Origin of the sequence: Rufibacter tibetensis, from assembly GCF_001310085.1 — a bacterium.
In the GTDB taxonomy this organism is placed as follows: domain Bacteria; phylum Bacteroidota; class Bacteroidia; order Cytophagales; family Hymenobacteraceae; genus Nibribacter; species Nibribacter tibetensis.
Map to the genome: position 1 here is coordinate 1,250,823 of NZ_CP012643.1, position 22,818 is coordinate 1,273,640.

Below are 22,818 nucleotides of genomic sequence, written 5' to 3' on the forward strand. Positions count from 1 at the left end.
TTAGGAAAACAGACCCGAAACCAGCGGTGTTAAATTCCAGTGTAACTGATACGGTAAATGGCATCATTCATGTCATCAGACACCAGCATAGAACCGTCTGGCATCACTTCTACGTCTACGGGCCGGCCCCATTCTTTGCCGTCCTGTAACCAACCGGCGGCAAACGGGACAAAGCTGCCTTTGCCCTGCGCATCGGTACGGAAAAGGCTCACGCGGTAGCCAATCTTCTCAGTACGGTTCCAGGAGCCGTGCTCGGCAATGAAAATCTGGTTTTTATAGGTTTCGGGGAACATGCCTCCGGTGTAGAACTCCATGCCCAGGGTGCCGCCGTGCGGGTTCAGTTTCTGCACGGGCGCGGTGTAGTCTGCGCAATTTTTCCCTTTCCCAAACTCTGGGTCCAGGGTTTCGCCGGCATGGCAGAATGGGTATCCAAAGTGCATGCCTTTTTGAGGGGCGCGGTTCAGCTCATCGGGCGGCATGTTGTCGCCCATGAGGTCGCGGCCGTTGTCTGTGAACCAGAGTTCCTTGGTGGTAGGGTGCCAGTCAAAGCCCACGGTATTTCGCACGCCGCTGGCGAACACTTCTAAACCAGTCCCGTCTGGATTCATGCGACTGATGGCGGCATATATCGGTTCTTTCCGGAGGCAAATGTTACAAGGTGCCCCTACCGGCACGTACAGCTTGTCATCTGGCCCGAAGGCGATGTATTTCCAGCCGTGGTGTTCCTCTGTAGGGAATTTGTCATAAACTACGGCAGGCTTGGGCGGGTTCTTCAGGTTAGCAGCAATGTTGTCATAGCGCGTGATGCGGCTGATCTCAGCTACGTACAACGACCCGTTGCGCAAGGCCACGCCATTAGGCATGTTAAGTCCGGTGGCAATAGTGATTACCTCATCGGCTTTGCCGTCTTTGTTTCTATCTGGAATGGCGTATACGCTGCCTTTGTCACGGGACCCCACATAAAGGGTTCCGTCCGGACCCAACGCCATGGAGCGGGCATTGACCACGTTGCGAGCGTAGTAACTGATCTGGAAGCCATCTGGCAAAGAGATTTTGCTTAGATCAGCATCGGTGGCGGGTTGCTCGGTGACGTTCTCAGAGGCGGTGTCCTTGGCCGCGGTAGAGGTTCTTTCGCCTTCCTCGTTGGCATCGGGCTTGCCCGAGTTAGAGGAACAGGCCAGTTGGCCCAGAAGCACCAGCAGGCAGGCACCCCATTTTAATTGTACCGGGAGTTTCATAGTTTTAGATTGTACTGGATGGCAGAAAAGGAACCAGCAGAAGGTGTACCGCCACTGTATTCCCGTTTTTAGGGTAATATGGTAAAAGTACGCGAAATACTGAATTCTCTTTCAGAGGGGTATACGCAAAGAAACCTACTTGGCTGTCTCATTGCGATGTTTGCGCAGCCACATGGCCACGGTGTACAGCAGATTGGTGTGCCCGGTCTGCAATACCACTAAATTGTGCCGCTTCAGGGCGTTTAAAAACACCTCCAGACGCTTCTGCGAAATGATTTGGTCGTACTTTCCCAGGAAAACATTCACTTCAATATTGCTCTGGTTCAGGAGGCGTACAATTTTGCGGGTGTCAAAGGTGAGATTACTGAAACCGGTCCAACTGCGGTACACCCTTAGACGTTTCTGGGGCGAGTCCATCTGCCAGTTGGCAAACTTCACCAATCCTGGATCTACCCACCGCTTCTGCTCCAGCCAGCTCAGGGTGTTAAAAAAACGGGTGGGCCGCAGCACAATGCGCTTGAACAGCCCCTGCAACCACCCTGGGTACGTGGCTATGCTATACAGCAAATGGGTTTTGATTCCGTCAGGGGCAATCAGGTAGAGCTCCTCCATTTGCTCATGAAACTTCTCCAGCACCGTGAGCGCAAACTTGCCCCCCATGCTGAACGCCATCACTGAAAACCAGTTAATTCCCTCCTTTTCCAGCAATGCCTGCACAAACGCCTGCAGCTTTTTTTTGGAAAGCGGCAGGTCTGCCTTGCTCAGGGTACTTTTGCCATGAAAGAAGAGATCTACCGCAAACACCGTGTACTCAGGTTGCAGCGTGCGGGCCATGGTGTCATAGTAATGGCTTTCCTGCCCATACCCATGAAATGCCAGCAACGCACGTGGACCATTGCCCATGATGCGGTAATGCATTTTAGAGGATTTGAGCTGAATGAATGGCACGTTGGCGAAAGCTTTATCTGTGTGACGAAAAGGTACTACGAGAGAAATACCTTACGTAATCTTTAGCCCGAAGATAGAGATAGAATGAAAACGCCGTACAAATTCAGGATGTTTCCAAAGGAATAGGTAGAAAGCCGATTTTTACTTCCGAGTGGTAGAAGAAAGGGAAAAGCAGTTCTATTTGAAAGGAGGTTTCCTGTTGAAAGGAAGTAGACCTATTGGTTACTTTGGGTTCTTGCGTCATTCCAAGGGCAGCGCAACTTAGAAGGAGGAGTGAATACAAGAAAAAGCAAAGAATCATGTCACAGAAACAACGCTGTAACAGATTCTGCTACTTTAAATACTGGGTGGAAGGAGTGTGCTTTTACTAAACGGCCTTTCCTGATGGGGCAGCAGTGGCACCCATCAACTCACGCTCATAGTACACCAACTCCTTGAGCGCCGGGCTTTCTTGTATAGTGCAGTAATAAACCCGTTTTGCGTAGCGACGCACAGTTAATTTTTGGCTTGGGTTCACTTTCGCGAAGACTTCAGACCCTTGGGGATATATATTTTCCATCATTATGTAAGATACGCAAATAAAAGCAGCATAACGAGCTATTTCTGAGTTATTAATGATTCAGGAAAGCCTTCTTACAAGAACAGTCACTTAGTATGGCACCTTTACCCAAGCACTGCTCCTGTTTCCAAAACCATAAACCGAGTCTTTTCCAGAAAGTAGGCCGAAAGCTGCTGGAATTCGTTTGCTAAACAGCCTGCACTCTGCTGGCTGTTTAACTTTCTACCCATGTTTATTAAGATACCTGCCATAGGAAGCATTCAGGAGATGATCCTGAACTCCAACTTTATTGTGTCTGTTACGCTTGACATCACTAAAAATGCCGGGGTGCTGGAAATTGAACTTGTAAAAGGAGACCGCACGCAGGTACTGTAGTATTATTTTGAGGAAGAGGGAGAAATGGAAGCCATGTACGAAAATCTGAACAGCCTTCTTGAAGCCAAGCAACTAACTGATTCCTAACCCCTTCCCCTATCACCTAAATCAACATCTAAAAAGTCAGAACTTGTCTTTATGCTTCCTGTACTTCTATGGACAACTTAATTAATATATAAATATATTCAGTTGTTTTAGTCATAACGCCGTATACCTACTATGACAAAAATTTTATAACGATATGAAAACCAAGACCTTATTATTCACCTTACTTACAGGCGCCTTCACTTTTTTCTCTGCCCAGGCTTTTGCGCAAAGCACCCAAAATGAGCAGGAACAAAAACTGGAGCAGGACTCTATCAGGGACAAGGCCATGGGTGACAAAAAGCGCCTGAACGACTTGGCCGCGCAAAAGAAATCTGCCCTATCTGATGCTAAAGTCGCCAAGGCCAATGCCAAAGAAGCTAACCGGATAGAGAATGAAGCTTCAGATGCTGCCAGAGAAGCCAAACAAGCGGCCAGAATGGAGGCAAAAGCGCAAAGAAACAGAGCCAACGCTGACAAACAAGCAAAGAAAGCAGCCAAAGCAGTAGAGAAATCTGACAACAACTAACCTCCTGAGGCCTTCAATTTCCTCAATCCTTAAGTACTTCCTTACATAGAGTATACCTCAATTCCATATATAACCCCAAAAGCGTTTCAGAACTGATCTTAGAAAATCAGCCCTGAAACGCTTTTGGGGTTAAGAAGGTAACTCTTGCTTACTCTCCTCCTAAATTGCCCTGACCGTTTTCTACGGTAGTTATCCTGCTGGATCGGCCTGCGACATCAAAAGCAGCCAGCTTTACCGTTCCTTTTTCAGAAATAGGCCCAGAATAGACCTTGCTTTTTACCGTTGGCACTGTTTCATCCGTGGTGTACCGAATGGTCATGCCGGGCAGCTGCGCATTAGCGACTACTTTGCCGTTCTGGGTAGTGGCCCCTACTGTGGGTATACGGTAGCTGAAACCACCTGCATAGTAGTTCAGGCGAGGCAACTCCCGTTTCCCCAGCACATTGACAAATTCAGACCAATCTTGGACATACGCTGCTTTGCTCTGGGTTGAGGTGGGTTTAGTGGCCCAGGCAGGATCTGGCGCCCAAGCCCGTTCCGCTAAGCCAAGAAGTTTAGGTAGCAGCATGTACTCCAGGCGCTCGGGGCTAAGTATCATTTCGCTCCACAGCGGCGCCTGCAAGCCTACAATATTGGTGCGGGCCGAGGGCTTCAGTTGTTCTTTGCCCGCGTAGGCAGCGTTAGACGTGATAGGTTTGTTGTCTTCATTCACCCGCATGCTTTGCATGTAGTCAAACGGGATAAAGTAGAACGGCTTATCCACGTCCAGATACCCTCCCCAGTATAGCCCGTTTTCATCATAAGCTTTTTGATAGGCCAGATCCATGTAAAAGTGAGAGACGTTGGTTAAAACTACTTTATAACCGGCGTTGGCCATGCGGTAGGCCAGGTCAATGTTGCTGCCCAGGTTATTCCAGACATCTACGTGCACGTTATCTTTCACAAAATCTGGGTTAGCCACATAGCTTAACCGGCCGTTGGTTCTCACTTTGCGCAAGCCTACTTCCTCCCAACCAGACAAGTACAGGTTCCTCTTCTTGAGCATAGTGTTCAGTTTCCCGAAGAAGTAGTACCAAAGGTCATCTACGTTTTTAAGGTCTGCGTTTTTAGCCATGAGTTCCTGTACCACTGGTGATTTTTCCCAGACCCCATTCGGCACCTCGTCCCCGCCAAAGTGGATGGTCTGGATGGGTGCCCCGGCTTCTTTGTACATGGACAGCAGCTCATCGGTGACTTTCTCCAGGAACGTGTAGGTTGACGGCAAGGCCACATTGATCACGTTGTCGTTGAAGTACTGCACCGACCGGTACACTGATTTGTCATTCACATCGCGAAGCATGTACTGCTCCGCCTCGGCTTTCTTGCCTTCCTTCATCAGACGATCGTACCGAGCATCCATGGATTTGATGGCGGCGCGGGCGTGACCGGGAGTTTCTACTTCCGGGATTACTTTGATGTGCCGGTCGCGGGCATACTTGAGAATCTCTATGAAATCAGCACGGGTGTAAAAGCCGCTGCCAGTGACATTCTCCACGTCAGGACCTGAGCCGTACGACGGTTGCAGAAAGTTCTTTTCGTCAAGGGAATGCCCACGGCGGCCGCCTACCTGGGTTAATTCAGGCAGGCCGGGTATTTCAATGCGCCAGCCTTCATCATCATTGAGGTGAAAATGGAAGACATTCAGCTTGTACAGGGCCATCAGGTCTAGCAGCTTCAGCACTTCTTTCTTTTGGTGGAAGTTACGGGCTACATCCAGCATAAAGGCGCGGTGCCCAAACCGAGGGGCATCTTTCACCTGCACCCCTGCAACGGCCACGGAGGTTTGCTTTTTAGCCAAAGCCGAGGCTGGCAGAAGTGTTTTCAAAGACTGAGTTCCGTAAAATGCACCGGCCGGAGTAGTGGCCGAAATGACAATCTCCTGCGGCGAAACAGTTAGCTCATATGCCTCGGGTCCCAGTCCTGCTTTCTTCTGCAACCGAATGGCTTTACCCATAGTGCCAGTTGCCTTTACCGCAGGTTTCTGCCCGAAAATAGTCTCCAGATACACAGCAAGTAAGGCGGCCTCTTTCTGGAAGGCATTGTCTGCCACCACCGGAATCGCCGCCGTTAGCGTGAAGGCCTGTCCGGTTTCTTTGTATTGCGCGGGCGAAGGGAATATCTTGGTTAGTTTCTCTGCAGGTATATCCTTAATGCTGCTGTTCTGCGCATATATGTCCTTTGGTTCAACCCAGCCAATCTGGTTCATGGCAGGCTTAATGATGGCATAGTTCTCCAAGGTGTAGCCCTTAGTTTTGTTGTCATCCCACACCAGATAGAAGCCTCTGGGGGCTCTGGATTCATTCACAATCTGCCCGGCCGCTACAAACTCAATCTTCGCAGTCGCGCCCGGAGCTAATTGTTTAAAGTTAGAAGTAGGTGACATGCGCAGAAAATCACCGTTGATGGATTCCACTTTCACTTCAGCATTTCCTTCCTTGGGTTTGAACGATGGGGTACTGTGGAAATACAAACTCCACCCCGAAGCGGGCATAGGCGCTTTCCCTTCGTTTTTGAACGTAAGCACCGAAAGCGTTTGGTTCTTGCCCAGGTATTTCTCTTCCAGCACACCCCAGGTGAGACTCAGGTTATTGGGTTCTATTCTATCCGCCACCCTAACTTCTTGGGCTTGGGTTTGTTTGGGTGCTGTGTGGGAGGAGCACACGGAAAAGATGTTCAGGAAGAAGATGAAAAGATATTTCATGAGGGAAGTGAATTTAGAACACAAGTAGCTTTGGCTAGTCTTTTTTTACGGCATACCAGCATCTAGAAAACCTCCAAAGGCCAGTTGAGCGGCTAAATATATCATAACCTCGCCAATTTACTGTTCTTACAACGGGTTACTCCTATTATTACGTGCACCTGAAATTTCCTTTTCCAGCCTACTTTTTTAAAACCAAAAGCCGCTTTCAGCCTTTTTTTCTAAGAAGAGACCTAAAGCGGCTTGGATGAAAATAGCCTTGAATGGTTTAGCGGCACTTTTCAGAAAACTACTACTAAAACCATAACCCTTAACGTTGTTAGCTAGATTTTAGACACCCCACCTGATACGACAAACTTCATCACCTCACTGCTTGGAATTTCAAGATAGGTGACGTTCTCACGGGCTACCAGGAAGAGTTCGCCGGAGAAGTTGTAAGAGTGTGGAAAATACACCGCTACCTTGTCTGGCAGGTTCACCGCATCCATGGAAAGCTGCGTTACGAAACCTAGTTTGTAGGTATCATTAAACTGCGTCATCTTTACCAACACCGGTTGGTTGAATTTCTGGTTCTCGCCCACAAATGCATCAAAAAGGTCTTTGAGCGAAGAATAAATCATGTTGACCAGCGGCAGGCGGCTCATGATGCGTTCCGTGAGCACAAAGAACGGCTTCACTAGGAAAGAGGAGCCAATAAATCCTACCAAGGTCACCAGAATAATAATGAGCAGCAACCCTATTCCGGGGTAATCCAGGTAAAAAAGGTTGTCTAACCAATTGATAATGGCCACTATGATGTACACCGTCAAGGAGATAGGAGCTACAATCAAAAAGCCATTCAGGAAATAGCGAAAAAGGTTTTTCATAAACAGAAAGGCAGGAAAAAAGCCCCGTCTCCGGGGCTTTTAAATATACTTAATTTCTAATATTTTGTTTTAGGAATTATGCCTCAACTGGGTGCTGCGCCTGAATGGCATCGGCTACTTGCTGCATCAACCACATAGGCGTGGACGTAGCGCCGCAAATTCCTACCGACGTGGCGTCTTTAAACCATTCCATGTCTAATTCATCAGCGTTCTCCACAAAGTAGCTCTGCGGGTTCACGCGTTGGCACACCGCGTATAGGGCCTTGCCATTAGAGCTTTTCTTTCCGCTGACAAACACGACTACGTCATGGTGCTGGGCAAACTTGTCTAGTTGCGGCTCACGGTTAGACACCTGGCGGCAGATGCTATCATTGGCATCCAGGTCAAACACTTCTAAACCGGTGGCTTTCACGGCAGCTACGCGTTCTTCAATCAGCTCCTTCATCCGATAGAAACCTTTGGTGCTTTTGGTGGTTTGGCTGAACAAAGTGATAGGACGAGTATAATCCAGCTTGTCCAGATCTTCTTCGGTGGTAATCACAACGGCTTCATTGCCCGTTTGACCGGCTAAGCCAATAACCTCCGCGTGGCCTTGCTGCCCGTACAACACAATCTGTCCGTTATGGCCTTTTATAGAGTCATAGGCGTGCTTTACCCGGTTCTGCAGTTTCAACACCACCGGGCAGGAGGCGTCTATCAGTTCCAGGTTGTTGCGCAAAGCGGTCTCATAGGTTGCTGGCGGTTCGCCGTGCGCCCTGATCAATACTTTGCAATCCCGGAGTTCCTCAAGTTGCTCGCGGTCAATAATGCGTAAACCTTTATTATACAAACGCTGAACCTCCATGCTGTTGTGCACAATGTCACCCAGGCAATAAAGCTCAGATACCTCATCTAATTCATCTTCTGCCATCTGGATGGCGAACTCTACCCCGAAGCAGTAGCCAGAATTTTTATCTATGGTTACGTTCATATCAAAGACACATGTATCAAGAATCAGGAAGTAAGCAACAGGGACAATCAAAAACCGTTCCTGTTCTTAACTCTACTTTGAAACAATCAGTTTACTCAGCTAGTTCTTTATGCAGCAGCGCAGAGGCCACTAAATCCAGCACAAAATCAACCTGTTCATCAACGGTAATGTAGGAGGTATCCAGCACATGGGCATCTTCGGCCTTTTTAAGGGGGCTTTCGGCGCGGGTAGAGTCAATAAAATCCCGTTTTTTCAGGTTATCCACTATCTCGTCATAGGGCACCAACTGCTTTTTCTCAAACAATTCCTGTTGGCGGCGCTTGGCCCTGATTCCCACATCAGCCGTCATGAAGACTTTCACCTCAGCATCTGGGAAAACAGCGGTTCCTATGTCACGGCCATCCATCACCACACCGCGGCGCTTGCCCATTTTCTTCTGCTCGGCTACCATGGCGTGGCGCACAGGAGCTAGCACGCTCACCTCGCTCACCTTGTCTGATATGTACATCTTCCTGATTTCATCCTCCACGTTCAACCCGTTCAGGAAAACCTCATTCCGGCCGGTTTTAGAGTTCCGGTGGAAGGTAACTTCAATATTATCTAAGGCCTCCTGCACCTTTTTGGGGTTGGTGAGGTCTATGTAATGCTCCAGGAAGTAGAGGGTAACGGCCCGGTACATGGCTCCGGTGTCTATGTAAGCGTAGCCAAGTTCTTGTGCCACTTTCTTGGCGGTGGTGCTTTTACCGCACGAAGAGTGCCCATCAAGGGCTACAACAATCTTCTTCATACCAGTGCCTTAGGGTAAATAAATTAGCAATCTTTAGTGGGGCAGGGAATGCCTTTGCCCGAGCGCTGATTCCGCTGGAAACTCTTGGTCTTCTTACTCAATGAGGTAGACTTACGCGTACAGGCAGGGCTAACCGCCCCCAGCAGCAAGCACCACACCAACCCAAGGGAAAAAATCTTTTTCAAAACCATTAACTTTGACTGCAAAGATATACGTAATCTGCCGGAACCGCTACGGGTTTTTACATACCCGCCAGTTTCAGGCTTACTTTTCAGAAAACTTCTTAAAAACATACCATGGCTACACCCAGATTCTACAAAGTGAGTGGCAATATCATTGACGTCCTGCACCAGGAGATCTACCCCGGCACCTTGGAGATCATGGATGGCCAGATTGCCCGAGTCGTGCGGGAACCCGTGGCCGAAACACACTTTATTTTGCCGGGGTTCATTGACGCGCACGTGCACGTAGAGAGCTCCATGCTGGTGCCATCTGAGTTTGCCCGTTTAGCCGTACCCCACGGCACCGTGGCCACCGTCTCAGATCCGCATGAGATCGGGAATGTACTGGGTCTGAAAGGCGTGGAATACATGCTGGAGAACGGAAAGAAAGTACCTTTCAAATTCTTCTTCGGGGCTCCCTCCTGCGTACCGGCCACCCCGTTTGAAACGGCTGGCGCCGAGATCACCCCGGAAGACATTGAGGAGCTTTTTCTTCGGCCCGAGGTGAAATACCTGGCCGAGATGATGAACTGGCCCGGCGTCTTGAACGGTGATGAGTTGGTAATGCAGAAAATAACCCTAGCCCAGAAGTTCGACAAGCAGGTGGACGGCCATGCCCCCGGGTTGCGCGGCGAAGAAGCCCAGGCCTATGCCTCCGCCGGCATGACTACTGACCATGAGTGCTTCACCGCTGAGGAAGCCAAAGACAAACTGGCTGCCGGTATGAAAATCCTGATCAGGGAAGGCAGCGCCGCCAAGAACTTTGAGGCACTGATTGAGTTGCTAACTGACCACCCATGTGAAATCATGTTCTGCTCTGATGACAAGCACCCCGATAACCTGGTAGAAGGCCACATCAATGAACTGGTGAAGCGTGCCTTAGCCAAAGGCCATGACTTGTTTCATGTCCTTCAGGCCGCCTGCGTAAACGCGGTACACCACTACAAACTGGAAGTAGGCCTGCTGCAGGAAAAAGACCCCGCTGATTTCATTGTCATTGATAACCCAGAGAACTTCAACGTGCTTAAAACCTACATCAATGGGCAATTGGTGGCGGAAAACGGGAAGAGCAAAATTGCCTTCACCCCCAGTGAGATCATCAACAACTTTCACGCCCAGCCGAAGACCGTTGAACAGTTCCAGTTACCAGCCCAGGACGCGGTGAAGATACGAGTGATTGAACCGTATGATGGACAATTGATTACCGGTATGCTGTTTCTGGACCCTAAAATCAAGAACGGGTTTATTGTAAGCGATCCCAGGCAAGACGTCCTGAAAATCACTGTGGTAAACCGTTACCAAAACACGGAACCGGCTATCGCTTTCATCAAGAACTTCGGGCTGAAGCGTGGGGCCATTGCCTCCAGTGTGGGACATGACTCGCACAACATTATTGCCGTGGGCTGCGACGATGAAAGCCTGTGCCGGGCCGTCAACCTGCTCATTGATGCCAAAGGCGGAATCTCGGCAGTAGACGATCAAAGAGAGGAAGTGCTCCCGCTACCGGTAGCAGGTATTATGTCACCTGAAGACGGCTACTGGGTAGCGGAACAGTATGCTAAGCTAGACCAAGCCGCTAAAGACCTGGGCAGCACTCTTACCTCCCCGTTTATGACCTTGTCTTTTATGGCTCTTTTAGTGATTCCGGCCTTAAAACTGAGTGATAAAGGCTTATTTGACGGACAGCACTTTCAGTTTGTAGACGTTACCAGCACCTTACTTTAATGCAAGAGACCAACTCGATCTAAACCTCTAAAAACCTAATAGAATTTTTCACACACAACAACACCAATTCAATCAGGAAGGCAACACAGGAATTGCACTTCTTTTTTACAAGCAACCATTCCTCTGGCAGTCAGTAAGAAATAAGACAGCTGTGCTATTTACCGCTCAAAACAACCCGCTAATCAGGTAAACAGGACTAATTTTTGCTTACAAGCTAATTTAAGAGAAACAAAAGGCTTTTAGTTAGATGTAGCTTTATTTCTATTACATTGTCATATAGAAACGGTACAACTTGATAACGGAAATTCTTCTTTTTTTGGTGGGGATCATAATCAGCACCTTTGGGACCTTGGTAGGTTTTGGAGGTGGGGTGTTTCTGGTGCCCGTCCTCATTATGTTTTTCCAGTTTCCAATTGAGTTGGCCATTGGGACGGCCATGACGGCCCTGCTTCCGGCTGCTTTGGTTTCTTCCATCTTCAACTTCCGGGAAAAGAGCATTGATTATGTAGTTGCCTCTCTGCTGCAGTTTCCGGCTATGCTGGGTACGGTCATAGGGGCTTTTTTGGTAGCCTATACCCCCGTGCTGCAGATGCAGATTCTGTTTTCAATTTTTGTGACAGTGGTGGGTATCTACATGCTGGCTACCTACCAACACAAGCAGAATCGCCAACGCGGCATGATGTACCGCCTTAACCGGATGCCTACGTCTTTTATCAGAAAGAATCACCCCAAGCACCTGGCCTATAGATTGAACGGAGGATTGATGGCTTTCTTTGGGCTATGTACCGGCACCATCGCGGGACTCTTCGGGATTGGCGGGGGATTTCTGCAAACGCCCATCATGATAAGGGCATTCAAGATACCGTCGCAGATTGCTATTTCCACTTCCCTGTTCATCCTGGTGGTAACCAGCCTTTCAGGGATTTCCTCACACTACTGGTTGGGCAACATTGACTGGACCAAGAGCATGCCGCTGATGCTGGCTTTCGCGCTTGGGGCCTTGCTGGGAAAAGCTATCAAAGGAAAAGATGCCACTACTTCCCAAAAGTCTTCTGAGAAACTTATAGGGATAGGATTGATGCTGGCAGGGATCAGTGTGATGATACACATTATCCTAAAATACCAGTTTTAGTGTCAACCCTTAACTTCTCTTTCAGCATAAAAGGCGAATGGTTTAAGGGCGATTTTCTACAAATCACCCTTAAACCATTCGCCTTCATTCAATTTATTTCTTCTGGCTGGAACGAGCTACTCTGCGTTATCCTTGAAATGAGCATCCAGCAGGTCCTGCACTTTCTGAGTCGTAAGCGGTTTGGTAAGATAGGTGATGTGACTGGCAGCCGCCCGCGCTGTGTCTTGGTTATGCTCTGAAGTGGTCAACAGTGCCAGGACTACATCTTTCCGGAAAGACTCGCTTAGTTTCTCAAACAGCGCTAGGAACTCAAACCCATCCATCACGGGCATGTTAATGTCCAGGAGAATAAGCGAGGGTTTGAAGTATTCGCCCGTAAGCTCTGCATGCCCCTCACTAATAGAGTAGAGATAGTCAAAAGCCTGCTTCCCGTTGCGGAACTCCCTAATCTTGTCTGTGATCTGCATCCGGTTCAGCAAGCGGTGGTTCAGGAAGTTATTGGTGTCGTCGTCGTCAATAAGTAAGATGCCCTTTAGTTTTTTCATACCCGTTTTCCGGTGTCTTGGTCATGGTTAACAAAATACAACAGAAAAGTAGTGCCCTCCCCCAATACGCTCTGCACCTCCACTTTTCCACGGTTGTTATCCATGATGCGTTTAATAATATAAAGTCCTACGCCGCTGCCTTCTACGTGGTCATGAAACCTACGGAAAAGAGAAAACAGATGCTGTCCATATTGACTTAGATCCATTCCCATGCCGTTGTCTTTCACCTCCAACACCAGGTACTGGTCCTGTAACCGGGTAGTGAGGGAGATCTGCAACGTCCGTTGAGGATCGCGGTATTTGATTGAATTTGAAAGCAGGTTCCTGAGCAGGCTGTACAGGTTGTCTCTGGAAAAGAAGACCTCCGGCGCCGCCGAAAAGTCTGCCTGTATTTTGGCGTCTGATTCCCGTATGCTTTGGGCCAACGTGGCTTGCACCTGCTCCAACACGGCCTGAAAAGAAAGCTTTTTCAGGTCGACCTCCTCCACGGGCTTTTGGATGCGGCTTACTTCAGCCAGGTTGTTCAGCTTCCGGTGAATGCTGGAAACCGAATCATCCAGGCGGGTGAACAACTGGGTAAGCTCTGGGTTGTTGGGCGGCAGTTCTTCCCTGATGGCGTCCACCAAACCCGATACGTTTAAGACTGGCCCCTTTAAATCTCTTGAAGCATAGTAGACAAAGTCATCCAAGTCTGCGTTCTTCTTGATTAGCTCGTAGTTTTTAGAAATCAGCTGTTTTTCAGCGCGTTTCCGGTTTTCTATTTCGCGCTCCAGTTCTCTATTGGCGGTAATGGCCTGGGCACTGCGTTTCTGCACCCGGTCCTCTAACTCCTGCTGGGTTTCACGCAGGGCGGCTTCGGCTTTCTCGCGTTCCTCTATCTGTGCCCGCAGGTCTATGTTGGTCCTTTTGAGTTGCTTTTCGCTTGGGATTGCCAGCAACCCAGGAATGGCCCTGAACAACAGATAAGCTGCTATCAACGCTGCCACGCCAAACACCAACCTGAGGATCAATAAAAAATTCCCCTGGGAAGCAGTCTCCCAGAATTCTAGCAGGTGTACGGCCCCGCCCATCAAAGCAATAGTCCCGAAGAGCGCCAGCACCACCCTTCTTTCACGGTCGTCACGTTTTAAGGCCAGGTAAAATAAAACACCCGCCACCAGCAAATAGGCCGTAACCACAAACAACTCACCTACCAGCACCAAACCGTCTGGCCCTGAGCCCGCCGGGGTACCTGCATTCACACTGGAAGAGATTTGAAAGAGAAGCACTAGTTGGATCCTGAAAAGTTGATGTGCTTTAAAACGGCCTCTTGCAACACAATGTTACCATGCCTGCGCTTGCAGGAAGGACTTAAAGCAAGATGACAGTTAGATTCTTAACTTAAAACAGCCACCTTTTCCTTAAAGAAGGTGGCCGTTTTGAGTCTGTTTTATGAAAATGACTTATAAACGATACGGCTTAGTCAATATAGCCTTGTGCCCGCATCCAGTCATCATTGTAGATTTTAGCCAGGTAACGGGTACCATGGTCTGGCAGTACCACTACCAACACATCATCCTCGGTTAAGTGCTCACGAGCATATTCCAAGGCACCATGTACCGCCGAACCGCAAGACCAACCCACAAACAACCCTTCTTCTTTGGCCAAGCGGCGGGTCATCAATGCTCCGTCTTTATCGGTTACTTTAATGAAAGTGTCAATCAGGTCAAAGTTCACGTTCTTGGGCAGGATGTCCTCGCCAATACCTTCAGTGGCATACGGGTAGATTTCCTCTTCGTCAAAGATGCCGGTCTCCTTGTATTTCTTGAACACGGAGCCGTAGGTGTCAATGCCTACTACTTTGATACCAGCATTCTGCTCTTTCAGGAATTTGGAGATACCGCAGATGGTACCGCCCGTTCCTACGCCCGAAGCAAAGCAGGTGATTTTTCCATCGGCCTGTCTCCAAATCTCGGGGCCGCTGGTGTCATAGTGCGCCGCAGTGTTGGAAAGGTTATCGTACTGGTTTGGGTAAAATGAGTTGGTAATCTCCTGGTTCAGACGCTTGGCGACAGAATAGTAAGAATCTGGGTGCTCAGGCGCCACATTGGTAGGGCAAACCACTACCTCGGCTCCAACTGCCTTCAAAATGTTTATCTTCTCAGGGCTCTGCTTGTCAGACATGGTGAAGATACACTTATAACCTTTGGCAATAGCGGCCAAGGCCAATCCCATGCCCGTGTTACCAGAGGTTCCTTCAATGATGGTTCCGCCTGGCTTCAGGATTCCCGCCTTCTCGGCGTCTTCCACCATGCGCAGGGCCATGCGGTCTTTCACTGAGTTGCCTGGGTTGAAATACTCTACTTTCGCTAACACAGTGGCTTTTACTCCATCTGTGACGCTGTTCAGCTTCACCAGTGGCGTGTTACCAATGGCCTCTATAACATTATTGAAATACATACCTCTCTTCTTGGTTATTGACTCTTAGAATCAGGCACAAAGGTAACTAAAAAATTCAGACCTGCCGCCCGGGTAGAACGGATATAGGCTACCAGCGTGGATTGTAGAAACTGGTGGTGTCTCTGAAAAAACGGTTGTAGCGCAAACGGGCCTGCCTGATGGAATCTTGTCTGATCATGAGCCTCTCCAGTTCTTTCTGGCGCTCGCGCTCCTCCATGAGTTTAGCCACACGGGTGCGTTGCTTCCCTTCCTTAGAGAACTGCTCATACAAGAAACTCAAAGGGCTGGTGATAATGTCTGGCGGCGTAGGTGGACTGGGCGGAATGATGATGCGCGGCACGGTCACGTTCATGCGGGGTTTGGGCGGGGCCGGACGCGGCTTCATATTCCGGAGCACCCGGTCTACTTTCTCCGGAGACAAAGGCGATACTTTCACCTCCCGTAATTTCACGCTTTCTTCCTGCAGCAAGATGTTTACCCGTAACTCTGTCACGCTGCGCAACGAAGGCACGTAGATTTTTTGAGCAAACCCCAACGCCCGGAACACGAGCGTATCTGATGAGGAAATCTGTATTCTGAACGCACCCTGGGCATTGGTGGCCTGCCCCTGGCCGGTGCTCTTCAGGTAGACAGACACCCCCGCAATGGGTGCTTTGGTATCTTCCCGCAAAACTTGTCCGCTTACCCAGATATTATGGTTCCTGGTTTGGGCTACGGCCTTCTGCCACACCAGCAGACTAACTAAAAATAAAGTTAAAAAGCAGAAACGCTTACTCATAGAATACAGAAGGGCAGAAACAGCAATGAAAAAAGGCTTGCCTTTCTTACGGGCAAGCCTTTCAAAGATACTGAGAGAACGGTTAGTTCTCCAGTTTTATTTTAGTGTCACCAGACTTGTACTTCACCTCGTCTTTCTCACGTTTCAGTTTGGCGTCGTCGGTTTTGATTTTAGTCTCATTTGGCTCTTTCTTCACCTTGAGGTTATCTGTCTTCAGTTTAGACTCAGCGCCTTCTCTTTTTATTTTGATGTTGTCTGTTTTCACTTTAGACTCGTCTCCTTCTACTTTCAGTTTGGAGCCATCCTGGGTCTTATATTTAGTTTCACCGCTGTAGTATTTCTGACGGTTAGCCTCATACATTTTAAACTGCTCAGGAGTTAAGAAGCCTTTTACTTCCATGTCAACATTTGAGTTGATAGACTCCATTTCGCTGTAATACTGGGTAGGATAATCTTCTGGGTAGCCAGATACTTGCATAGATGAACTCTGCACGGCCATGCCGCTATCCATCATGTTATCTTCCTCTACCATCACGTCTTTGCTCATGGTGCTTTCGCTATCAGCGGCCATACCAGCACTCTGGTTCGTGCTGCTGTAACGGGTCTCCAGCTCATTCATCATGCGGGCCCTGTTGTACATCACTGTACGAATGCGGGCCTGCGTAGCCTCATCTAACCTCAAATCCTGTGAAATCCGGGAAGACATACGATTGGCTCTTTCCCGTGACTCTTGCTCATAGTTGTAAACGGTGGAAGAATCATTGGTCTCGCCAGACGCACTATCTGGGGTGCTGCTGTCGTTTTCGTTGGTTTCTGTTGAAGTACCAGCATCTTCGCGGCAAGCAGAGAAAGCCAAAGCTCCTGCTACCATAAACATCAACATATGCTTTTTCATAATCTATTTTCTTTTGTAAAACATCTGGCGCCAAGAAGCTTAGCTTATTCCAGCTTTTTTACGCACCTCTGCAAAGCAAGTTTTACCTCAATTGCACTTAACTAAGCTTACTTCTTCTGAACCAATTTCCACGGCCATCTCAATAAAACTAAAAAATCCTGATTACAGCTTGTTTTAGGCAAAACAGGCTATAATCAGGATTTGTACTCTTCTTAAAAGAAGAATTGAAAAATTTTTAACTGAGGAGGATCGCTCAGGCTCTTTTACGCCCGTTTGAACTCAAAAACCGTGATCTCTGGCAGGAACCCTACCCGGCCATGATAGCCTAAGAACCCCAGCCCCACATTTACATACAAATACTGCCGGCCTTTTTGGTACAGCCCAGCCCATTGCTTGTATACATATTGCACAGGACTCCACTTCCAGCCGGGTATGTTCACCCCAAACTGCATGCCATGGGTGTGCCCAGACAACATCAGGTCAATGTCTGGGTACTTGATGTTTACTTCGCCATCCCAATGTGAGGGGTCATGCGAAAGCAAAATCTTAAATGGGTATTTCTCGGTACCGGCATAAGCCTTAGACAGAATGCCGTACTTAGGGAAATTCATGCGGTGGCCCCAGTTTTCCACGCCTAACAAAGCAATCTGCTGCCCGTTCCGCTCCAGCACCCGGTGCTCATTCAACAGTATGTCCCAGCCCGCTCTTCGGTGGTGACCTACCAGCGTGTTCAGGTTCTCCATTTTCGCTTCGCGGCTCTCCCAAGCCACATAATCGCCGTAATCATGGTTCCCTAATATAGAAAACACCCCGTTCTTAGCCTTGATTTTGGCCAGCGTAGGGATATAAGGCTCCACCTCTGAAGCTACGTTGTTCACAATATCACCGGTAAACACCACCACATCGGCGGCCTGTTGGTTGATGATGGCCACCGCTTTCTCCAGCGGCTCCGCAGAATGGAAACTTCCTGAGTGCATGTCAGTGATCTGCAGCAGCCGGAACCCGTCAAAGGCCGGCGGCAAATTTGGGAACCTAAGCGTCACTTTTTTCACCTGGTAGTCATAAGCTCCTTTTACCATTCCCCAGATAAGCGTGGCAAACGGAAGCGCTCCCATTATCAACGCCAGTTGGCTCATGAATTTGTGGCGGGACACGTCAAATTTAGGTTGGTCTGGTCCTCGCATGGTATTGGAGAGCCATTGCACCAGCCGCACCAGGTCATCCAGGAACAGGAAAAGCACAATCACCACCTTGGAGACAAACAGGATAAACAGCACATTGGCCACTTGCATGCGCATAGGGTTAGGCGCTGAGCCCCGGGTGAGCAAGGCCAATAACAGGGTTCCTAGCGTGAAAAGGCTGATGGCCCAGTAAACAATGAAGGCGGCCTTTTTGGCGCCCGGGGTAAAGCCCGCCGCCACGGTACGTACGGCCTGGAAAACATATATATCTATTACTAAGACAAGTATTAACGTGATGATCAGTCTGGTCATAAAATTCAATAAAGCTACTTCTGGGCGGCAAACCTACGCCGTGACAAGCAAACATGTACGTGGTTTTGTAATTAAGCGGTGAACTATTTGTAAATGTTTAAGCTTATACAGACAATTTCAACCTGATTTTCTGAAACTAAGCTCCTAACGTATGTCTACCGCCTACGCTGCTGCTCCGCTCTCCATCAAATCCTGGGCCGAAGAAGACCGCCCCCGGGAAAAACTCCTCCTGAAAGGCCGCGCCGCACTATCCGATGCCGAACTGATTGGCATCCTGATTGGCTCTGGCACTCCCAGCTTAAGCGCAGTAGACGTGGCAAAACTTATCCTGAACGCTGTAGACAATGACCTCAATGCCTTGGCCCGACTTACGGTAAAAGAACTGCAAAAGCACAGAGGCATCGGCGAAGCCAAAGCCATCTCCATTGTGAGCGCTCTGGAACTAGGCCGCCGCCGCAAAGAGGCTGCCCCGGTGGTAAAAACCCGCATCACCTGCTCCACTGATATCTACGACTACATCCGCCCGCACCTTCTGGATTTGCCCCACGAGGAGTTCTGGATCATTCTGCTGAACCGGGCAAACACCATCATGAAGAAAATCCAGATCAGTACGGGTGGGGTGGCTGGTACCGTAGCTGACCCGAAACTTATCTTCAAGCACGCCCTGGAGAACCTGGCCAGCGCTATCATCCTGGTCCACAACCACCCATCCGGACAACTGAAGCCTAGCGCTGCTGACATTGCTTTAACCAAGAAGCTACAAGAGGCCGGAAAGGTTTTAGACCTGCCCATCTTAGATCACCTGATCTTCACCGATAACAGCTACTACAGCTTCGCGGACGAGGATCTGCTGTAAGAATTTTGTTTGTTGATTTGCCTGTCTGGAAGGTAGTCGCTGAAAAGTGGCTGCCTTCTTTTTTGGCCTGCTTTCTGAAAATGGGGCAAAAAGCAGCGTACGGGAGTAATCCAGTGAAGGGAAGATTTAAAGCGAGGTGTATCAATTTCTTTCCGACCTTTGCGGCTTCAACCTGACTTTGTTCATGAAAGGATTCAAATACATTATTTTGGTAGGCGTGCTGCTCATAGTGGGCTACCTGATGAAAGATCTGTTTTTCAATGACGAGAGCTACACTCAGGCTGTCTTGAAATTCAGAGAAAACAAGGATCTCTCCTTTAGAAGCGTCACCCGCTCTCCCCTCCCTGATTCTATGCGGCGCACGTTTAACAAACTCAACTACTACGCCCCATCCCGCAATTTTGAAATCAATGCTGACTTCACGCCCATTGAAAGCAAAGAACCGGTTGCCATGCCCATGACCACGGGTACGCAGGAACCTTATTTTGTAAAGGGAAAAGCCTCGTTTGAGTTGGAAGGCCAGGAGCATACCCTTACCCTGTTTCAGAAAGCCGGCTCCGTCTCAGATACCCTGTTTATCCCGTTCACCGACCAAACAAACGGTTTTGAGACCTACGGCGGCGGTCGCTACTTAGACGCTATCCCCAATGGACAAACTATTGTGCTGGATTTCAACAAAGCCTACAACCCCTTCTGCGCTTACAATCCAGAGTTTGCCTGCCCGATGCCCCCGGCTGAGAACCGCTTAAAGGTAAAAATTCCCGCTGGAGAGCAGGCGTTTGCTAAATAAAATTGGCAAGTTTTGATTCTTGATTTCTTAAGTTATACGCTAGCGCGAGCCTCCGGCTCGTGTCCACACGCAAGGCTGAATTGATTTTATAATTCTATAAAGAGGACCAGGAATACATGCGGACACGAGCCGGAGGCTCGCGCCAGCGTAGGTCTGCCTGTGCTATACAGTTAACACAAAATACCTCGTAGTGTCCGAAGTTCCTACGAGTGTCTAAGCCACCACCGTCTCAAGCCTGTTTTCTCCAAAACAGCCCCAAAACACCTCTGCAAACAAGTTCTGCTACTGCATGGAGGCTTCAGACACACCCCATTCCATAAAAAATCATCCCTTTACGTCCATCTTCCCCAGTTTTTGGTAATTTTGAAAATTGCAGCCGCAGAACGGCTGGTAGGGGGCGGCGTTGCTGCACCTGTCACACCCTGAGATTAACACCATGCGCATATCACTGGATTGGTTAAAGACTTTAATTGCTATAGATAAACCCGCCCAGGAAGTGGGCAAACTCCTCACAGATGCCGGTTTAGAGGTAGAAGGCATTGAAACTGTTGACGTAGTGACTGGCGGCCTGAAGGGGATGGTCATTGGAGAAGTGCTGACCTGTGCTAAACACCCCGATGCCGACAAACTAAGCGTGACCACCGTGGATACCGGCGAAGGCGAGCCCAAGCACATTGTGTGCGGCGCGGCCAACGTAGCAGCGGGCCAGAAAGTAGTCATTGCCACCGTAGGCGCCACTTTGTACCCAGACGGCGGCGAGCCTTTCCAGATCAAAAAATCAAAAATCAGGGGAGCCGTGTCTGAAGGCATGATCTGTGCCGAGGACGAAATAGGCTTGGGCACCGACCACTCCGGCATCATGGTGCTAGACACCAATCTACCCAACGGAACACCTGCCGCCCAGTACTTCGGGTTGGCTTCTGACGAGGTGTTCGAGATTGGTTTGACGCCCAACCGCGCCGATGCCGCCTCTCACTTAGGCGTAGCACGTGACTTACAGGCTCTGCTCAAAACCCCGTATCAACTGCCAGACTTAAGCAACTTCAAAGTAACCAACACCAACCTACCCATCTCTGTGGAGGTGGAAAACCTGGAGGCTTGCCCCCGTTATGCTGGCGTTACCCTTTCCGGGGTGAAAGTGCAGGAGTCGCCAAAGTGGTTGCAGCAGCGCTTACGGGCCATCGGGTTGTCGCCTATCAATAACGTGGTAGACGTGACCAATTATGTGCTGCACGAATTAGGTCAGCCCCTGCACGCTTTTGATGCTGAAAAAATCAAAGGAAGTAAGATCATTGTAAAGAATGCCTCTGAAGGCGCGAAGTTCACCACCTTAGACAGCGTGGAGCGCACCTTACGCACCGAAGACCTTACCATCAGCAACGCTGAGGAACCGATGGTTTTGGCGGGTGTGTTCGGTGGTTTGCAGGCCGGCGTGACCGAGGCAACCCAAAACATCTTCCTGGAAAGCGCTTACTTCTCCCCAGCCGGCATCCGGAAAACGTCTCAGACGCACGGCATCAAAACTGATTCATCGTTCCGTTTTGAGCGCGGCACTGACCCTAATATGGTGATCACGGCTTTGAAAAGAGCTGCTTTATTGATCCAGGAAATAGCCGGCGGTACCATTTCTTCTGAGATTGTGGATGTGTATCCAACCCCAATTGAGCCCACCCAAATCCGGGTAAGCTACGCCCGTGTACACCAGTTGATCGGTCAGCACATCGGCGAAGCCAGAATCAAGGAGATCTTAACGGATCTGGGCATCAATATTCTAGAGGAAACCGCTGAGGGCTTGCTCCTGTCTATTCCGCCGCACAAGGTAGACGTAACCCGCGAGGCCGATGTGGTGGAAGAGGTATTGCGTATTTACGGCTACAACAACATTCACCTGAGCGAGAACCTGGCTGCGAGTTTCTTGGCCAAGTTCCCCAACCCTGATCCTGAGGTCATCACCAAACGCATCGCGGATGCCTTGGCAGCTAATGGGTTCTTAGAAACCATCACCAATTCGCTTACTAACTCCAACTACTACAAAGACGCGGAAGGTAACACGTCAGCTGAACTGGTACCTATTTTGAACTACAACTCTGAGGACCTGGATGCCATGCGCCTGACGCTGGTGTACTCTGGTTTGGAGGTACTGCGCCACAACATCAACCGCCGTCAGCGTGATCTGAAAGTATTTGAGATTGGAAAGGTGTACCGCAAAGAAGGCGAGAAATACAAAGAGAGCAACTACCTGGCTTTGTTCATGACGGGCAACCGCGCCGCCGAAAGCTGGCAACAGGCTACCGCCAAGGCTTCTTTCCATGATTTGGCCGGACAGGTACAGAAGGTCCTGACCCTTTGCCGTCAGCCTAACTTAACCACCAAGCCTACAGAGCACCCGTACCTGTCAGGCGGCGTCACTTACCAGAAAGGCGATGTTACGTTGGGTCACATCGGGTTGCTGAAAGATAGCGTGTGCAAGCAGGTAGACGTGAAGGAGCAAGTGTGGTTCGCTGAGCTAAATTGGGATTATTTGCTGCGCAACTACAAAGAGAAGCTGGTGTTTGAGGAACTCTCCAAATTCCCGGAAGTGCGCCGCGACTTGTCTTTGGTGGTGGAAAAATCCGTATCTTTTGACCAAATCAAACAGGTAGCCCAGCGCGTGGAGCGGAAACTCCTGCAGGATGTGAACGTGTTTGACGTGTACGAGGGAGATAAGATTGAAAGTGGCAAGAAAGCCATTGCCATCAGCTTTACCCTGCAAGACAAGAACCAAACACTTACTGACAAAGTGATTGATTCTACCATGAGCCGCTTGATGCAACAGTTTGAGCACCAACTAGGAGCCGTAATCCGGAAGTAA

General features: G+C 49.3%; 19 protein-coding genes and 1 pseudogene. 7 read left to right on the forward strand and 13 right to left on the reverse strand.

The genetic code is table 11. The features are described from left to right. Nucleotides 1–29: 29 nt before the first annotated feature. The 3 genes from DC20_RS04815 to DC20_RS04825 form a co-directional block, all read right to left on the reverse strand. Entirely contained in the window at nt 30–1,238 is a 1,209-nt protein-coding gene (locus DC20_RS04815) for a PQQ-dependent sugar dehydrogenase (RefSeq protein WP_062542796.1), read from the reverse strand. 135 nt (nt 1,239–1,373) lie between these two features. Continuing rightward, nucleotides 1,374–2,156, reverse strand: coding sequence for an alpha/beta hydrolase (locus DC20_RS04820; protein ID WP_245652302.1), 783 nt, complete (start codon nt 2,154–2,156; stop codon nt 1,374–1,376). A gap of 397 nt (nt 2,157–2,553) precedes the next feature. Beyond that, nucleotides 2,554–2,748 carry a hypothetical protein gene (locus tag DC20_RS04825; RefSeq protein WP_062542798.1) on the reverse strand — a complete coding sequence of 65 codons (195 nt, stop codon included), beginning with the start codon at nt 2,746–2,748 and terminating at the stop codon, nt 2,554–2,556. A 225-nt stretch (nt 2,749–2,973) separates the two neighbouring features. On the opposite strand from DC20_RS04825, the gene DC20_RS22800 reads away from it, so the two are divergent. Continuing rightward, nucleotides 2,974–3,120: a hypothetical protein gene (locus DC20_RS22800; protein ID WP_157593051.1), complete on the forward strand. Its 147-nt coding sequence runs from the start codon at nt 2,974–2,976 to the stop codon at nt 3,118–3,120. Nucleotides 3,121–3,361: 241 nt separating this feature from the next. Then, nucleotides 3,362–3,733, forward strand: coding sequence for a hypothetical protein (locus DC20_RS04830; protein WP_062542799.1), 372 nt, complete (start codon nt 3,362–3,364; stop codon nt 3,731–3,733). Between the two features lie 148 nt (nt 3,734–3,881). Here the strand turns inward: DC20_RS04830 and DC20_RS04835 are convergent, their stop codons facing one another. From DC20_RS04835 to cmk, 4 genes are all read right to left on the reverse strand, one after another. Further along, nucleotides 3,882–6,473 (reverse strand): family 20 glycosylhydrolase, encoded by a 2,592-nt coding sequence (locus DC20_RS04835; RefSeq protein WP_062542800.1) that lies wholly within the window; start codon nt 6,471–6,473, stop codon nt 3,882–3,884. Between the two features lie 320 nt (nt 6,474–6,793). Further along, complete coding sequence (locus DC20_RS04840) at nt 6,794–7,336, reverse strand: DUF502 domain-containing protein (RefSeq protein ID WP_062542801.1); 543 nt, start codon at nt 7,334–7,336, stop codon at nt 6,794–6,796. Nucleotides 7,337–7,412: 76 nt separating this feature from the next. Beyond that, the gene (locus tag DC20_RS04845) at nt 7,413–8,306 is read right to left on the reverse strand and encodes a 4-hydroxy-3-methylbut-2-enyl diphosphate reductase (RefSeq protein WP_062545798.1); all 894 of its coding nucleotides are present in this window, start codon (nt 8,304–8,306) and stop codon (nt 7,413–7,415) included. Between the two features lie 91 nt (nt 8,307–8,397). Then, nucleotides 8,398–9,093, reverse strand: coding sequence for a (d)CMP kinase (cmk, locus tag DC20_RS04850; RefSeq protein WP_062542802.1), 696 nt, complete (start codon nt 9,091–9,093; stop codon nt 8,398–8,400). 296 nt (nt 9,094–9,389) lie between these two features. On the opposite strand from cmk, the gene ade reads away from it, so the two are divergent. Then, entirely contained in the window at nt 9,390–11,039 is a 1,650-nt protein-coding gene (gene ade, locus DC20_RS04860; RefSeq protein WP_062542804.1) for an adenine deaminase, read from the forward strand. A gap of 319 nt (nt 11,040–11,358) precedes the next feature. Further along, a complete protein-coding gene (locus tag DC20_RS04865) occupies nt 11,359–12,171 on the forward strand; it encodes a sulfite exporter TauE/SafE family protein (protein ID WP_245652349.1) in 813 nt (270 codons plus the stop codon). A 116-nt stretch (nt 12,172–12,287) separates the two neighbouring features. On the opposite strand, the gene DC20_RS04870 is transcribed toward DC20_RS04865, so the two are convergent. The 6 genes and pseudogenes from DC20_RS04870 to DC20_RS04895 all read right to left on the reverse strand — a co-directional run bounded on the left by DC20_RS04870 (nt 12,288) and on the right by DC20_RS04895 (nt 18,321). Next, on the reverse strand, nt 12,288–12,716 hold the full coding sequence (locus DC20_RS04870; protein WP_062542805.1) for a response regulator: 429 nt from the start codon (nt 12,714–12,716) through the stop codon (nt 12,288–12,290). Continuing rightward, nucleotides 12,713–13,984 (reverse strand): sensor histidine kinase, encoded by a 1,272-nt coding sequence (locus DC20_RS04875; protein WP_062542806.1) that lies wholly within the window; start codon nt 13,982–13,984, stop codon nt 12,713–12,715. The genes DC20_RS04870 and DC20_RS04875 overlap by 4 nt, the downstream gene beginning before the upstream one ends. 193 nt (nt 13,985–14,177) lie before the next feature. Further along, nucleotides 14,178–15,155: pseudogene (locus DC20_RS04880) on the reverse strand (PLP-dependent cysteine synthase family protein); the annotation flags it as partial. A gap of 88 nt (nt 15,156–15,243) precedes the next feature. Then, a complete protein-coding gene (locus DC20_RS04885; protein WP_071885380.1) occupies nt 15,244–15,933 on the reverse strand; it encodes a carboxypeptidase-like regulatory domain-containing protein in 690 nt (229 codons plus the stop codon). Between the two features lie 82 nt (nt 15,934–16,015). Then, a complete protein-coding gene (locus DC20_RS04890; protein ID WP_062542809.1) occupies nt 16,016–16,828 on the reverse strand; it encodes a hypothetical protein in 813 nt (270 codons plus the stop codon). A gap of 263 nt (nt 16,829–17,091) precedes the next feature. Then, nucleotides 17,092–18,321 carry a metallophosphoesterase gene (locus tag DC20_RS04895; RefSeq protein WP_062542810.1) on the reverse strand — a complete coding sequence of 410 codons (1,230 nt, stop codon included), beginning with the start codon at nt 18,319–18,321 and terminating at the stop codon, nt 17,092–17,094. A 151-nt stretch (nt 18,322–18,472) separates the two neighbouring features. On the opposite strand from DC20_RS04895, the gene radC reads away from it, so the two are divergent. The 3 genes from radC to pheT all read left to right on the forward strand — a co-directional run bounded on the left by radC (nt 18,473) and on the right by pheT (nt 22,818). Beyond that, a complete protein-coding gene (gene radC, locus DC20_RS04900; RefSeq protein ID WP_062542811.1) occupies nt 18,473–19,177 on the forward strand; it encodes a RadC family protein in 705 nt (234 codons plus the stop codon). Between the two features lie 184 nt (nt 19,178–19,361). Then, nucleotides 19,362–19,967, forward strand: coding sequence for a DUF1684 domain-containing protein (locus DC20_RS04905; RefSeq protein ID WP_062545800.1), 606 nt, complete (start codon nt 19,362–19,364; stop codon nt 19,965–19,967). Nucleotides 19,968–20,403: 436 nt separating this feature from the next. Next, entirely contained in the window at nt 20,404–22,818 is a 2,415-nt protein-coding gene (gene pheT, locus DC20_RS04910; protein ID WP_062545801.1) for a phenylalanine--tRNA ligase subunit beta, read from the forward strand.